General features: G+C 65.5%; 13 protein-coding genes and 1 pseudogene. 11 read left to right on the forward strand and 3 right to left on the reverse strand.

Annotated elements, in window-relative coordinates; genetic code table 11:
* A pseudogene (locus AO684_RS22270) lies at positions 1-1,151 on the reverse strand (2,4-dienoyl-CoA reductase FMN-binding domain-containing protein); the annotation flags it as partial.
* Positions 1,152-1,231: 80 nt separating this feature from the next.
* Entirely contained in the window at positions 1,232-1,669 is a 438-nt protein-coding gene (locus AO684_RS10920) for an RbsD/FucU family protein (protein ID WP_054302779.1), read from the reverse strand.
* A gap of 72 nt (positions 1,670-1,741) precedes the next feature.
* Here AO684_RS10920 and AO684_RS10925 point away from each other — a divergent pair, with 72 nt between their 5' ends.
* From AO684_RS10925 to AO684_RS10975, 11 genes are all read left to right on the forward strand, one after another.
* Entirely contained in the window at positions 1,742-2,356 is a 615-nt protein-coding gene (locus AO684_RS10925; RefSeq protein WP_054302780.1) for a hypothetical protein, read from the forward strand.
* Between the two features lie 74 nt (positions 2,357-2,430).
* Positions 2,431-2,826 (forward strand): tol-pal system-associated acyl-CoA thioesterase, encoded by a 396-nt coding sequence (gene ybgC / locus AO684_RS10930; protein WP_054302781.1) that lies wholly within the window; start codon positions 2,431-2,433, stop codon positions 2,824-2,826.
* Between the two features lie 143 nt (positions 2,827-2,969).
* Positions 2,970-3,665: a protein TolQ gene (gene tolQ, locus AO684_RS10935; protein WP_054302782.1), complete on the forward strand. Its 696-nt coding sequence runs from the start codon at positions 2,970-2,972 to the stop codon at positions 3,663-3,665.
* Positions 3,666-3,668: 3 nt separating this feature from the next.
* Positions 3,669-4,166: a protein TolR gene (gene tolR, locus AO684_RS10940; RefSeq protein ID WP_054302783.1), complete on the forward strand. Its 498-nt coding sequence runs from the start codon at positions 3,669-3,671 to the stop codon at positions 4,164-4,166.
* Between the two features lie 10 nt (positions 4,167-4,176).
* Positions 4,177-5,406 carry a hypothetical protein gene (locus tag AO684_RS10945; protein WP_054302816.1) on the forward strand — a complete coding sequence of 410 codons (1,230 nt, stop codon included), beginning with the start codon at positions 4,177-4,179 and terminating at the stop codon, positions 5,404-5,406.
* A 220-nt stretch (positions 5,407-5,626) separates the two neighbouring features.
* Positions 5,627-6,889, forward strand: a complete 1,263-nt coding sequence (tolB, locus tag AO684_RS10950; RefSeq protein ID WP_229825633.1) for a Tol-Pal system beta propeller repeat protein TolB — start codon at positions 5,627-5,629, stop codon at positions 6,887-6,889.
* A 94-nt stretch (positions 6,890-6,983) separates the two neighbouring features.
* Positions 6,984-7,511 (forward strand): peptidoglycan-associated lipoprotein Pal, encoded by a 528-nt coding sequence (gene pal, locus AO684_RS10955; RefSeq protein ID WP_054302785.1) that lies wholly within the window; start codon positions 6,984-6,986, stop codon positions 7,509-7,511.
* A gap of 4 nt (positions 7,512-7,515) precedes the next feature.
* Entirely contained in the window at positions 7,516-8,325 is an 810-nt protein-coding gene (gene ybgF / locus AO684_RS10960; protein ID WP_054302786.1) for a tol-pal system protein YbgF, read from the forward strand.
* An 11-nt stretch (positions 8,326-8,336) separates the two neighbouring features.
* Positions 8,337-9,593 carry a tRNA lysidine(34) synthetase TilS gene (gene tilS / locus AO684_RS10965; protein WP_152968400.1) on the forward strand — a complete coding sequence of 419 codons (1,257 nt, stop codon included), beginning with the start codon at positions 8,337-8,339 and terminating at the stop codon, positions 9,591-9,593.
* 77 nt (positions 9,594-9,670) lie between these two features.
* Positions 9,671-11,575, forward strand: a complete 1,905-nt coding sequence (gene ftsH / locus AO684_RS10970) for an ATP-dependent zinc metalloprotease FtsH (protein WP_054302788.1) — start codon at positions 9,671-9,673, stop codon at positions 11,573-11,575.
* Positions 11,572-12,351: a methyltransferase domain-containing protein gene (locus AO684_RS10975; protein ID WP_054302789.1), complete on the forward strand. Its 780-nt coding sequence runs from the start codon at positions 11,572-11,574 to the stop codon at positions 12,349-12,351. The genes ftsH and AO684_RS10975 overlap by 4 nt, the downstream gene beginning before the upstream one ends.
* Here AO684_RS10975 and AO684_RS10980 read toward each other — a convergent pair.
* Positions 12,341-13,726: a calcium-binding protein gene (locus AO684_RS10980; protein WP_054302790.1), complete on the reverse strand. Its 1,386-nt coding sequence runs from the start codon at positions 13,724-13,726 to the stop codon at positions 12,341-12,343. The genes AO684_RS10975 and AO684_RS10980 overlap by 11 nt on opposite strands.
* Between the last annotated feature and the right edge of the window lie 19 nt (positions 13,727-13,745).

Genomic DNA, 13,745 nt, shown 5'->3' on the forward strand with positions numbered 1-13,745 from the left:
CCCGCCGGTCCGGCGCCGACCACGGCGATGCGGCGCGGGGTATCCGTGGGGGCGATGACCAACTCGGTTTCATGGCAGGCGCGCGGGTTCACAAGGCAGGAGGTCAGCTTGCCGCTGAAGGTATGATCCAGGCAGGCCTGGTTGCAGGCGATGCAGGGCGCGATCTGCGCTGCCCGGCCTGCCGCCGCTTTTGCCACGAAATCCGGGTCGGCAAGGAAGGGCCGCGCCATCGACACCATATCGGCCTGTCCCCCGGCCAGCAGCCCTTCGGCCACATCCGGCGTGTTGATGCGGTTCGAGGTAATGACCGGAATGCCGACCTGCGGGCGCAGGCGCCCGGTCAGATGCGCGAAGGCCGCGCGCGGAACCGAGGTGGCGATGGTCGGCACCCGCGCCTCATGCCAGCCGATGCCGGTGTTAAGCACCGAAGCCCCCGCCGCCTCGATGGCCTTGGCCAGCGTCACGACCTCGTCCCAGGTCGAGCCATCGGGGATCAGGTCAATCAGCGAGATGCGATAGATCAGGATGGCATCGCCAATGGCCGCGCGCACCCGGCGCACCACTTCCACCGGCAGGCGCATACGGTTTTCGTAAGACCCGCCCCAGCGGTCGCTGCGGCGGTTCACATGGGTCACGAGAAACTGGTTGAGGAAATAGCCCTCGGACCCCATGACCTCGACCCCGTCATAACCGGCCTCAATGGCGCGGGCAGCGGCGGTCACGATGTCGGCGATCTGTTTCTCGATCCCGTCCTCGTCCAGTTCCTTGGGCGGGAAGGGCGAGATCGGCGATTTGACGGCAGAGGCCGAGACGCATTCGGGTCCATAGGCATAGCGGCCCGCATGCAGGATCTGCATGGCGATCCGCCCACCCGCATCATGCACCCGGTCGGTGACGATGCGGTGGTTGGCGATGTCCTGGGCGGTGAACAGGCCCGCCGCGCCGGGAAACACCCCACCCTCGCGGTTGGGTGCCATGCCGCCGGTGACCATCAGCCCGACCCCGCCCCGCGCGCGCGTAGCGTAAAACTCCGCCACGCGGTTCCAATCGCCGGTTTCCTCCAGCCCCGTATGCATGGAGCCCATCATCACGCGGTTGGGCAGCGTCACGGCGCCGAGCTTGATCGGCGACAGAAGATGTGGATAGGTCATGCGGCTGGCTCCTCCCGTAGCGTGGGCAGACTGGCAAAGCCGCCCGCCGGTGTCACGGCCAACGCTGCGTCACGAACGGATCAGAACACCACGCCCATGCGGAGGATAAAGCAGCCGAAGGGGCGGTTTTCTGTGCAGCGGACCACGGCGTAACAGCCGGGGGCATGGGCGTAGAAGGCCTGCCGCTCGATAGATCGGGCCGCTGCGCCCTCGGGCAGGGCGGGGCGCAGCACATCCAGCGCGTCGACATGAACCGGATCGGGGCGGTCGCCCGCGCCGTCGCGTTCCATCCACAGGGCCCCATAGTCGGTGAAGCCGTCCAGCGGCATCAGCGTGGTGATCAGGCGCAGCCCCTCGACCACATCAAGGCCTGCCAGATCAACCACGCGTCCGCTGCGGGTGGGCAGTGCGAAGGCCGGGTAATTGCTGTCCACCACCGCAAGCTCGTCGCCATGACCCATGCGCATCAGCACATCCATCAGATCGGGCGTAACCCGCGGGTCGATCCCCTTCAGCATCGGCGCCTCCCTGCCGGTTGAGGCCGCGGCGGAAAGGGCGTATCCCCGCCGTGACTGGATTGGGAGCAAAGCATGGACGCAACGGCGGTGGAAGCCCTGTTTACCCGCAGTGACGGCCGCTATCTCTGTGCCCGCTGGGGACGCCCCATCGTGCCGGTGGTCTTTGGCGTCGAAGATGCGACGCTGTCGGTGGTAAAAGGCGCCATCGAGGCGGTGGTGACACTTGCCGGGCATCGCATGGCCGAGACCGACCCGGAACTTGGCGCCAATCTGATGGTGTTCTTCTTCCGCGACTGGGCAGAGCTGCCGCAGGTGCCGAACCTCGACCGGCTGGTGCCGGATCTGGCGCCGCTGTGTGAGCGTCTGGCGGCGGCGGGCGCAAACCAGTATCGCGCCTTCCGCTTTGACGAAGCGGGCGCAATCCGCGCGGTCTTCGTCTTCATCCGCATGGATGATGTGTTGTCCGAGATGCCTGCGGAGACGCTGGCGCTGTCGCAGGCGGCGCAGGTGATCCTGCTCTGGTCGGATACAGCCTTTGCCGGGATCTCGCCCCTGGCGCGGGTGGGCGAGGCTGTGGTGTTGCGCCCAGAGATCGGCGCGGTGATCCGCGCCGCCTATGATCCGGTGATGCCAGTCGTGGCGCGTGAGGCAAGCCATGCCCTGCGTCTGGCGGCGCGGATCGGATGAAGGGAAGGGGGCTTTTCGCCCCCTCGCCCCTTCGGGGCTCACCCCCGAGGATATTTTGACCAAGGTGAAAGCAGATGAGCCATAGCCACGCCGTGCGGGTCTATTACGAGGACACCGATCTTGCCGGGATCGTCTATTACGCCAACTACCTGAAATTCATCGAACGCGGGCGCAGTGAGTGGGTGCGTGCGCGGGGGCTGGATCAGGCGCGGCTGAAGGTGGAAACCGGCATTGTCTTTGCGGTGCGGCGGGTCGAGGCCGATTACCTGCGGTCTGCGGTGTTTGACGATCTTCTGACCGTGACGACTGAGTTGCGGGCGCTGGGCGGGGCGCGGATCGACCTCTGGCAGCAGGTTCTGCGCGGGGAAGAGGTGCTTTTTACCGCGCAGGTGACGCTCGTCTGCATGGGAAGCGATGGCCGTGCACATCGCCTGCCGGGTGAGATCCGGGCGCTTCTGGCGCAGAGTTGACGCCGGTGCATGGCGGTTATGATGCAGGGATGGGCGGCAAATCGCATCCTGACGAGGATGTGTTGGCAATCCCCCTCAAAACCGGATAGAATCGCCTGTAATAACGGGCCGACGAATGGACCCGATGGTAACGAGCAGGCGTAATGGACACGAACACCCTTGCGATGGCGCAGGAGATTGATTTCTCCCTGCTCGCGCTTTTCGCGCGCGCAACCTTCACCGTGAAACTGGTCATGATCGGGCTTCTGGTCATGTCGGTCTGGTCCTGGGCGATCATCATCCGAAAACATCTGATGTTCCGCGCCGCGCGGGGCGAGGCGTCGATCTTTGACCGGGCCTTCTGGTCGGGTGAGCCGCTGGACGAATTGTTCGAAAAGATCGGCCCTGCACCGGAAGGGCAGAGCGAGAAGATCTTTGCCGCCGGGATGATCGAATGGCGGCGCAGCCACCGGCAGGATGGCGGGCTGATTGCCGGGGCGCAGTCGCGTATCGACCGGGCCATGGATGTGGCCATCGCGCGGGAAAGCGAAAGGCTCAATGCCGGGCTGAGCTTCCTTGCCACCGTGGGCTCAACCGCGCCGTTCATCGGGCTTTTCGGTACCGTTTACGGGATCATGCACGCCTTCACGCAGATCGCGGCAACCAAGAACACCGATCTGGCCACCGTGGCGCCGGGCATCGCCGAGGCGCTGATGGCGACCGGCATCGGCCTGGTCGCCGCCATTCCGGCGGTGGTGTTCTACAACAAGCTGAATGCTGACAGCGAACGCATCCTTGGCGGCTACGAGGCTTTCGCCGACGAATTCGCCACCATCCTCTCGCGCCAGCTGGACGCCTGAGCCATGGGGGCCGGGGTCGCCAAGAAATCGGGCGGAGGCGGGCGTCGCGGGCGGCGTCGCGGCCATTCCAGTGCCATGGCAGACATCAACATCACGCCTTTCGTGGACGTGATGCTGGTGCTTCTGATCATCTTCATGGTGGCGGCGCCTATGCTGACCGTCGGCGTGCCGGTGAAGCTGCCGGAAACGGCGGCGGCCAGTCTGCCGACCGAACAAGAAAAGCCGCTTGCCATCACCATCGGGGCTGATGGCAAGCTGTTCCTGATGAACAGCGAGGCCGAAGAGGCGTCGCTGATTCCGCAGCTTCAGGCCATCGCGGCCGAACGCAGTTCCGACAAGATCTTCCTGCGGGCTGACGGCACCGTGCCTTATGAACGCGTGGCGCAGGTCATGGGGGCGCTGAATGCGGCAGGCTTCCGCAATATCGGTCTGGTCACAGACAGCAATGGCCCGCTGATGGGCGCAGCCGCCGGTGGCGCCGCCGCCGAGCCGAACCAGTAGGGTGGGGCCGATGCTGCGGGCTTGGCTGGGCAGGGTCGACAGAAGCGTCTGGATCTCCGGTTCGGGGCATCTGGTCGTGATCCTGTGGGTTCTGTTCGGTGATGTGCTGTTCAGTCCGCCGCCACCGCCCGAACCCGAGGTCATGTCGGTCGATACGCTGACCGAGGCGGAGTTTGCGGCGCTTGAGGCAGCTTCGGGGGGGCAGGAAAGCACCGAGGAGCCGCAGGACAGCGCGCCCCCGGCATCCGTGCGCCCGCCGGAGCGGCCCGAACCGCCTGCCGCCGAACCTCCGCCGGAGCAGGTGGCAGAGCAGACGCCGCCGCCGGAACCCGCGCCGGAACCCGAGGTCGAGCCGCAACCCGAAGAGGTTCCGGTTGCCGAAACCGCACAACCCGAACCCGTGCCTGAACCCGTTGCCCCTCCGGCCGAGCAGGAGCAGCCTGTGGCGGTGATCCCGTCTTCGGTCGTTCCGCGCCCGCGCCCGGCGCAGCGCGTGGCCCCGACGCCGGAAGACGCACCCGAAGAGGATGTGCCCGAGGCCGAACAGGTTCAGGAGCGCGTGGCCGAGGAGGCACCGCCCGAGGCTCCTGTGGTCGAACAGGAGCAGGAGGCGACCGCGCCGCCCGAAGCCACGACCGAAGTCGTGACCGAGGCAACCGAGACGCAGGAAGCGCCGCAACTGGCGCCGACCGCGTCGAAACGGCCGCGGTCACGTCCGGCGCGTCCCGATCCGGTGGCAAAACCCGCTGAGCAGCCGAAGCCGAGCCAGACTGCGACGGCGCAAAGCCCCTCGCAATCGCAGTCCGACCGGGCGGCGACAGATGCCGCTTTGGCGGAGGCGCTGGGCGAGGCCACGGAAACACCCGCGCCCAAGCCTGCGAACCAGAACAGCGCGCCCGGTCGTGGCCTTGCCGCCAACGGGCCGCCGATGTCCTCGGGGGAAAAGGACGCATTGCGTGTCGCGGTGGAGCGGTGCTGGAACGTCGGCTCGCTCTCGACCGAGGCGCAGCGTGCCATCGTGACGGTGCACGTCACCATCGGCGCCGACAAGAAGCCGGTGGCGACCTCGATCGAACTGGCAAGTTCGACCGCCTCCGATGCGGCGACACGGCAGGCCTTCGAAGCAGCCCGGCGTGCGATCCTGCGCTGTGGTTCGCAGGGTTTCCCGCTGCCGGACGAAAAATATGAAACCTGGCGCGAGCTGGAGCTGATCTTCGACAAGGGGAGGGTCGGGCTGTGAACCGGACACCCCGCACGAAGGACTTCGCGGCGCGGCGATACAGACAGCCGGGGCAACCCGGACGGAACCGGGGAAGGGCCTGCGCGCTTTCCCCTTTTGGACAGGCAGGCTGCGGGCTGAAAAACAAGTCAGTCGCAGGAACAGGAACGAGGGTCAGATGAGCCGTCTCCGCCAATTCTTCACCGCCGTCGCGGCCGTGGCCGCCCTGGCCGCGCCGGCGATGGTTGCTACCAAGGCCGAAGCCCGGCTGACACTCAACCTTGGCAATCCGGTTGTGGAGCCAATGCCCTTCGCACTGCCCACCTTCGTCGACGAAGGCGGGGCGGGCGATCTGGCGGCAAAGATTTCGCAGGTGGTGGCGGCCGATCTGGCAGGCACCGGCCTGTTCGAACAGATCCCCTCCACCGCCTATATTCAGCAGATCACCTCTTTCGGGGCGCCGGTTTCGTATCCTGACTGGCAGGCGATCAATGCGCAGGCGCTGGTGACCGGTGCGGTGCAGACCTCGGGCGGGCAGGTCGTGGTAAAGTTCCGCCTGCATGACGTCTTTGCCAATGGCGAGATGGGCGAAGGGCTGCAATTCGTCGGCACGACCGACAGCTGGCGCCGCATGGCGCACAAGGTTGCCGATGCCGTCTACAGCCGCATCACCGGCGAAACCGGCTATTTTGACAGCCGGGTCGTCTATGTCTCGGAAAGCGGCCCGAAGAACCAGCGCCAGAAGCGCCTTGCGGTGATGGATTACGACGGGGCAAACACCAGCTTCCTGACGGATTCGGCCTCCATTGTGCTGGCGCCGCGGTTCTCGCCCACCGGCGACCGCATCCTGTTCACCTCCTATTCTTCGGGCTTTCCGCAGATCTATCTGATGGATGTCGGCAGCCTTGCAATCCGTGGTCTGGGCGAACAGCCGGGCACCATGACCTTTGCGCCGCGCTTTTCGCCCGATGGGCGCACCGTGGTGTTCAGCCTTGAACGGGGTGGCAATACCGACATTTACTCGCTGGACATCGGCTCGGGCCAGCTGTCGCAGCTGACCAACTCGCCCGCCATCGAAACCGCGCCCTCGTTCAGCCCGGATGGCAGCCAGATCGTGTTTGAAAGTGATCGCTCGGGCAATCAGCAGATCTATATCATGCCCGCCCGTGGTGGCGAGCCGACCCGGATCTCGGGCGGTGCCGGTCGCTATGGCACCCCGGTCTGGAGCCCGCGTGGCGACTACATCGCCTTTACCAAGCAAAACCAGGGCCGCTTCCACATCGGGGTGATGCTGACGGACGGGACCGAGGAAAAGTTGCTGACCGCCTCCTATCTGGACGAAGGCCCGACCTGGTCGCCGAATGGCCGGGTCATCATGTTCACCCGGCAGGATGCGGGCGGCGAACCGGCGCTTTATTCGGTGGATGTTTCGGGGCGCAACCTGCGCAAGGTGGCCACTACGGGCGCCGCCTCGGATCCGGCCTGGTCGCCGCTGCTGCCGTAACCGTAACAAACCTCACGCCGCCGTCATTCCCCCCGGCGGCGGAACTCTGATAAGCTGGCCTGGTCGAGCTGGCACAACGAAGGACAGAAAAGATATGGCGTATACTGCGAAAGCTCTGATGTTGCTGGCCGTTCTGGGTCTGGCAGCCTGTAACAACCCTGATCGCTACGGTGCGGGCGGCGCCGGTGGTGCAGGCGGTGCGGGTGGTGCCGGTGGCATCGGCTCGCAAGGGCTCGGTGGCCCCAGCGACCCCAACTCGGTGGCCTATTTCAACCAGACCATCGGTGACCGCGTGCTGTTCCTTGTCGACCAGTCGACCCTGTCGCCCGAGGCGCAGACCATTCTGGCGCAGCAGGCGCAATGGCTGCAAAGCCATGCCGACTACGCGATCATCGTCGAAGGCCACGCCGACGAACAGGGCACGCGTGAATACAACCTTGCCCTCGGCGCCCGTCGCGCCAGCGCGGTGCAGAACTATCTGATCTCGCAGGGCGTTGCGGCCCACCGGATGCGGACCATTTCCTACGGCAAGGAGCGCCCGGTCGAGGTGTGCCCGTCGGAAGCCTGTTTCTCGAAGAACCGTCGCGCGGTGACCGTGCTGTCGATGGGGGCGGGGGCCTGAGCCGATGAGACTGCGTTTCGCGGCACTGGCCCTGCTGCTGATGTCCGGTTCCGCCATCGCGCAGGACCGGGCGCAGTCGCTGGCCGACATCAAGGCTGAACTTGCGGCACTGAACGCCGAGTTCACGGGCCTCAAGCAGGAGCTGATCACTACCGGCGCCATCCAGAATGGCGCGGCAGGTGGCAATGCGCTGCAACGGCTCGATTCGATCGAGGCGGCGCTGACGCGGTTGACCGCGCAGACCGAACAGGTGGAGCTGAAGGTGAACCGCGTGGTCACCGACGGCACCAACCGGCTGGGTGATCTGGAGTTCCGCGTCACCGAGCTTGAGGGGGGCGACGTAGGATCGCTGCCGCCGACGCAACCTTTGGGCGGAGGCAATGCGCCCGCCCCTGTCGTAACCGCCCCGACCGCCGGGGGGCCCGAGCTTGCTGTGGGCGAACAGGCAGACTTTGACCGGGCCAAGGAGGTGCTCGGTCAGGGTGACTTTCGCACCGCCGCGGAAAAGTTTGGTGCCTTTGCCTCGGCCTATCCGGGCAGCCCCCTGATGCAGGAGGCGCAGATCCTGCGGGGTGACGCGCTGCAACAGGCGGGCGATACCGTCAATGCGGCGCGGGCCTGGCTGGATGCTTTTTCGGCGCAGCCGGAAGGCCCGAAAGCAGGCGATGCGCTGGTGCGTCTTGGGCAGGGGCTGGCCGATCTTGGGCAGGTTTCGGACGCCTGTGTGACCCTGCAGGAGGTCGGCACCCGCTTCCCCGGCTCCACCGCCGCGACCGAGGCGCAGGGCAAGATCGCGGCGCTGGCCTGCCAGTGACCGGCGCGCCCGTGCCGGATACGGAGGATACGGACCTCCTTGATGCTGTTGCTCAGGTGTTTGCAAAGGCGCGGCCCGATCCGGCTGCGCCTTTGTCTGTCGGGGTGGCCGTTTCGGGCGGTGGCGATTCGATGGCGCTGTTGCATCTTTTGCACCGCCTTGCGCCGTCGGAGGGATATCTGCTGCATGCGGTGACGGTGGATCACGGGCTGCGGCCCGAGGCGGCGGACGAAGCCGCCGGGGTCGCGGCTTTCTGCGCCCGCCTGGGGGTCGCGCATGAAATCCTGCGCTGGCGGGGGCTGCAGGAGACCGGAAACCTGATGGATCAGGCCCGCCGCGCCCGGCTGTGCCTGATCGCGGACTGGGCCGCCGCACGCGGGGTGGGTCATGTCGCCCTTGGTCATACGGCGGACGATCAGGCGGAGTCGTTTCTCATGAACCTGTCGCGCGCGGCGGGGCTGGATGGCTTGTCGGGCATGCGCCAGGGCTGGCTGGAGCATGGCATTCGCTGGCATCGCCCGCTGTTGCAGAAGCGGCGTGAGCTTTTGCGCGACTATCTGCGCCGAAACAGCGTGACCTGGATTGACGACCCTTCGAACGAGAATGACCGCTTCACCCGTGTGAAGGCCCGTCGCGCGTTGCGGGCGCTGAAGCCGCTGGGCATCACGGTAGAACGCCTTCTGGCCAGCACGCAGCATCTTTTCGACGCGCGCAGCGCGTTGCAGATGGCGCTGGCACAAGCTGTCGAAACCCATGTCACCGAGCGTGCGGGGGCATTGCATCTGAGCGCGGACAGTCTGTGTGCGCTTGGGGCAGAGCTGGAGCGGCGGCTTCTCAGCCATGCGATTCGCTGGATGAACGGGGCAGGTTATCCGCCGCGTGCCGAACAACTGCTGCGGCTGATGTCCACCTTGCATGACCACCGGGACGCCACGCTGGGTGGTGTCCGGTTCCGCTGGCGGCAGGAAACCCTTGTCATCAGCCGTGAACCGCGCGCCGTGATGGGGCCGGTTCCGGCGGCGCAGTTGTGGGATCACAGGTGGCGGGTAGTGGGGCCGCTGGCGGAGGGTCAGACTCTCGCCGCTCTCGGGGTTGCGGGGCTGCGGCAATGTCCCGGCTGGCGCGATCTGGCCTCGCGCGAGGCGCTGATTGTCAGCCCGGCCGTCTGGCAGGGGGACCGGCTGATCGCCGCCCCGCTGGCCCGGCCAGAGCCGGATTGGGGTGCGACTCTCGGCCCATCCTTCGGAATGTTCATCTTGGCGCATTGAACCCCCGCGCCAGATGTCTATTTTAGGTCAAAAGATGCGGCGGGGGTGACCTGCGCCGCCCCCTTTAGGAGTTCCTCGTGGGCAACGCACGCAATATCGCTTTCTGGGTGGTCCTGTTCCTGCTGATCTTGGCGCTGTTCAACATGTTCAGCGGCGGCACGACCACCACGGCCTCGCGCAATCTTTCCTATTCCGAATTCATCGCGCGGGTCGATCAGGGGCAGGTCTCCAGTGTCACGCTGGACGGCGAGCGGGTCATCGTCCGCGGCAAGGACGGCAATACCTATTCCACCGTGAAACCTCAGGACGAAGAGGTGACGGATCGCCTCATTGCCAAGGGCGTCGAGGTGCGGGCCGAACCGCAGGAGCAATCGGGGTTCCTGAATTTGCTCAGCCTCTGGCTGCCCTTCCTGATTCTCATCGGCATCTGGATCTTCTTCATGAACCGGATGCAGGGTGGCGGGCGTGGCGGTGCCATGGGCTTTGGCAAAAGCCGGGCGAAGCTGCTGACCGAAAAACATGGCCGCGTGACCTTTGACGATGTGGCGGGCATCGACGAGGCCAAGGAAGAGCTGGAAGAGATCGTCGAATTCCTGCGCAACCCGCAGAAGTTCAGCCGTCTGGGCGGCAAGATCCCGAAAGGCGCGCTGCTTGTCGGCCCGCCCGGCACCGGCAAGACGCTGCTCGCACGCGCCATCGCGGGTGAGGCGGGCGTTCCCTTCTTCACCATCTCGGGTTCCGACTTCGTCGAAATGTTTGTGGGCGTCGGCGCATCCCGGGTGCGCGACATGTTCGAACAGGCCAAGAAGAATGCGCCCTGTATCGTCTTTATCGACGAGATCGACGCCGTGGGTCGCGCGCGTGGCGTGGGCATCGGCGGCGGCAATGACGAACGCGAACAGACGCTGAACCAGCTGCTTGTCGAGATGGACGGTTTCGAGGCCAATGAAGGCGTGATCATCGTCGCGGCGACCAACCGCAAGGATGTGCTGGACCCGGCGCTGCTGCGTCCCGGCCGTTTTGACCGCCAGATCCATGTTCCGAACCCCGATATCAAGGGGCGTGAGAAGATCCTGACCGTCCATGCCCGCAAGGTGCCGCTGGGGCCGGATGTCGATCTGCGCACCATCGCGCGTGGTACGCCGGGCTTTTCGGGCGCCGATCTGATGAACCTCGTGAACGAGGCGGCGCTGATGGCTGCCCGCGTCGGCCGCCGTTTCGTCACCATGGATGACTTCGAGAATGCGAAGGACAAGGTGATGATGGGCGCGCAGCGCCGGTCCATGGTGCTGACGCAGGACCAGAAGGAAAAGACCGCCTATCACGAGGCCGGCCACGCCATCGTCGGCATGGCGCTGCCGAAATGTGATCCGGTCTATAAGGCCACCATCATTCCGCGCGGCGGCGCCCTCGGTATGGTGGTCAGCCTGCCCGAGATGGACCGTCTGAACATGCATAAGGACGAGGCCAAGCAGAAGATCGCCATGACCATGGCGGGCAAGGCGGCCGAGATCCTGAAATACGGCGAAGAGGGCGTGTCCTCCGGCCCGGCAGGCGACATTCAGCAGGCCTCCAGCCTTGCGCGTGCCATGGTGATGCGCTGGGGTATGTCGGACAAGGTCGGCAACATCGACTATGCCGAAGCGCATGAAGGCTATCAGGGCAATACTGCCGGTTTCTCGGTTTCTGCGCATACCAAGGAAATGATCGAGGACGAGGTGAAACGCCTGATCGACGACGGGTATGAAGCTGCGCGTCAGATCCTGATCGACAAGTCGGATGAGTTCGAGCGGCTGGCCAAGGGGCTTCTGGAATACGAAACCCTGACCGGCGACGAGATTCGCAAGGTCGTGGCGGGCGAGACGCTGGGCGGGGACGACAGCACTCCGGGCGATGGAGGCACTTCGGTCGTGGCCATCCCCAAGACCAAGCCCAAGGCGCAGAAACCCGAGGGCGGGCTGGAGCCGGAGCCCCTGGCGTGACCGCTACCGCGAACAAAGACTGGAACCCCGGAGCTTACGCAAAGTTCCGGGGTTTGCGTTTGCGCCCCGCGCTGGATCTGATGGCGCAGGTGGGCACTCCGCCGCCGGGGCCGGTGGTCGATCTGGGATGCGGGGACGGCGCTGCTGCGGCGGCGCTGCGGGCGGCTTTCCCTGAACGGGCCCTGATCGGTATCGACAATTCGCCCGCCATGCTGAAGGCCGCGCAGGGTTATGATGCCCTGCATCTGGCAGATATTGCCGCCTGGCAGCCCGAGACACCGCCTGCGCTGATCTTTTCCAACGCCGCTCTGCAATGGCTTCCTGATCATGCCCGTCTGATGCCGCATCTGGCGGGGATGCTGCCGAAGGGTGGGGTGTTGGCGGTGCAGATGCCTGGGCAAACGCAGGCGCCCTCGCACAGGTTGCTGCGCGACACGGCGGCAGCCTTGTTCCCCGAACACTTCGGCGACTTGCCTGAGCGACAAGCCGTTGCAAAACCCGAAGATTATTGGCGGTTGCTGTCGCCGCTGGGCAATGTTCTGGCCTGGGAAACCACCTATGTGCAACAGCTTGGCCCGGTGACCGAGGGGCATCCGGTGCGGGCCTTTACCGAATCGACCGCCATGCGGCCCTATCTGGAGCGGCTTGACCGCCCGGAGGTATCCGCCTTCCGGGCGGCCTATGATGCCGCGCTGGCGCGGGCCTACCCGCTGTTGCCCGACGGCGGGGCGCTGCTGCCTTTCCGCCGGGTTTTCTTCGTGTTTGTCAAAGAATGAAGTCCGTGGCGCGCAGCGTCGTCACCCCCGCCACATTGACCGAGAAATCCGCCGTACCGTCACCATCCACGTCGAAGAACACCCGCGATCCGCTGGCCGTGGAGATGAAGCGCACCTCCCCGGCCTCGCCGGAAAAAGCGGCATGCCCAATGAAGCTGCCGGTTCCGACAAGCTGGTCAAAGTTGATCCTGTCGCCCTCGGCCCGGTTGAAATCCATGATCGTATCGCGGCCGCCGGCGGCATCGCTTTCGCCGCGCGCGATATACTTGAACTCATCCGCGCCCGCGCCGCCAAACAGGCTGTCGCGGCCCTGACCGCCGATCAGCGTATCGTCTCCGGCATCGCCATGCAGCCGGTCGCTGCCCTTGCCGCCGAAGAACAGATCATTCTGCCCCGCGCCGCGGAGCAGGTCGTCGCCGGTGCCACCATAGAGCGTTTCCCGCTGGTCGCCGCCAATGACGGTATCGCGACCGGCACCCCCATCCATCAGATTATACCCGGCGCCACCGAACAGCCGGTCCTGTCCGTCGCCGCCATAGATACGGTCGTTTCCGTTCCCGCCGAACAGCCGGTCATTGCCGCTCTCCCCTTCGATGGTGTCATTGCCAACGCCCCCGTTGGCCGTATCGTTGCCACCGCCCATCTTCAGATGGTCATGCCCGGCCATCCCGTCAAAGCGGTTGGCGTTGTAGGCGTTGCTTTCAGGCAGATCGCTGATCTTGTCATTGAAGGCACTGCCCCGGACATTGTGGACGCCATTGATTTGATCGCCCTCGGCATCACCGCCGAAACTGGTGCTGGTCTGGCCCGAGATCAGGCGCACATCCACCGCTGCCGATGACTGCGTGTAGAATACCCAGTCGGTTCCGTCCGCCCCGCCAGAGATCGAATCAGCCCCGGCGCCGCCGATCAGCGTGTCGCTGCCGCCGCCACCCGAAAGCGTGTCGCGGCCAGCGCCACCATGAAGCAGATCATCGCCATCGGCGCCGCCCATGTCATCCCGGCCGCCCCCGCCATAGATCGTGTCGTCGCCCGCCGCCCCGAACAGCGTGTCGTTGTCGCCAGGCCCGTCGCGGGTGGGGTCGCCGTAAAGAATGTTGTCGCGCTCGTTCCCGCTGATCCAGTCCTCGCCGGAGGAACCGCGCGCATTCTCGACAGAGCCGTTGACCAGCAGCGAGGTGCCCCAGTTTCCGACATGGTAGAAGAAGCCGCGAGCCTGGCTGGAAATGCCGTTTTCGACATAGTTGTCGAGACGGATCGAGGTCGGTTTTTCATAGCTTCCCTGGAACACCAGCCAGAACTTTCCCAATCCTGTGGCGGTCAGTTCCCGGTCCTTTCCGGGTGTTTCGTCGATGACATAGATAGTGTTCGGCATGGGGATCTCTGTCTGGCCT

The organism is Gemmobacter sp. LW-1 (genome assembly GCF_001303875.1).
Taxonomy (GTDB): Bacteria; Pseudomonadota; Alphaproteobacteria; order Rhodobacterales; family Rhodobacteraceae; genus Gemmobacter; species Gemmobacter caeni.

Bases quoted from the DNA above. Each gene is read 5' to 3' on its own strand.
- tolB (WP_229825633.1), top strand. From the start codon at position 5,627: ATGGTTGCTACCAAGGCCGAAGCCCGGCTGACACTCAACCTTGGCAAT.
- AO684_RS10925 (WP_054302780.1), top strand. From the start codon at position 1,742: ATGGACGCAACGGCGGTGGAAGCCCTGTTTACCCGCAGTGACGGCCGC.
- ybgC (WP_054302781.1), top strand. From the start codon at position 2,431: ATGAGCCATAGCCACGCCGTGCGGGTCTATTACGAGGACACCGATCTT.
- tolQ (WP_054302782.1), top strand. From the start codon at position 2,970: ATGGACACGAACACCCTTGCGATGGCGCAGGAGATTGATTTCTCCCTG.
- pal (WP_054302785.1), top strand. From the start codon at position 6,984: ATGGCGTATACTGCGAAAGCTCTGATGTTGCTGGCCGTTCTGGGTCTG.
- AO684_RS10980 (WP_054302790.1), bottom strand. From the start codon at position 13,726: ATGCCGAACACTATCTATGTCATCGACGAAACACCCGGAAAGGACCGG.
- tolR (WP_054302783.1), top strand. From the start codon at position 3,669: ATGGGGGCCGGGGTCGCCAAGAAATCGGGCGGAGGCGGGCGTCGCGGG.
- AO684_RS10920 (WP_054302779.1), bottom strand. From the start codon at position 1,669: ATGCTGAAGGGGATCGACCCGCGGGTTACGCCCGATCTGATGGATGTG.
- AO684_RS10945 (WP_054302816.1), top strand. From the start codon at position 4,177: ATGCTGCGGGCTTGGCTGGGCAGGGTCGACAGAAGCGTCTGGATCTCC.
- ybgF (WP_054302786.1), top strand. From the start codon at position 7,516: ATGAGACTGCGTTTCGCGGCACTGGCCCTGCTGCTGATGTCCGGTTCC.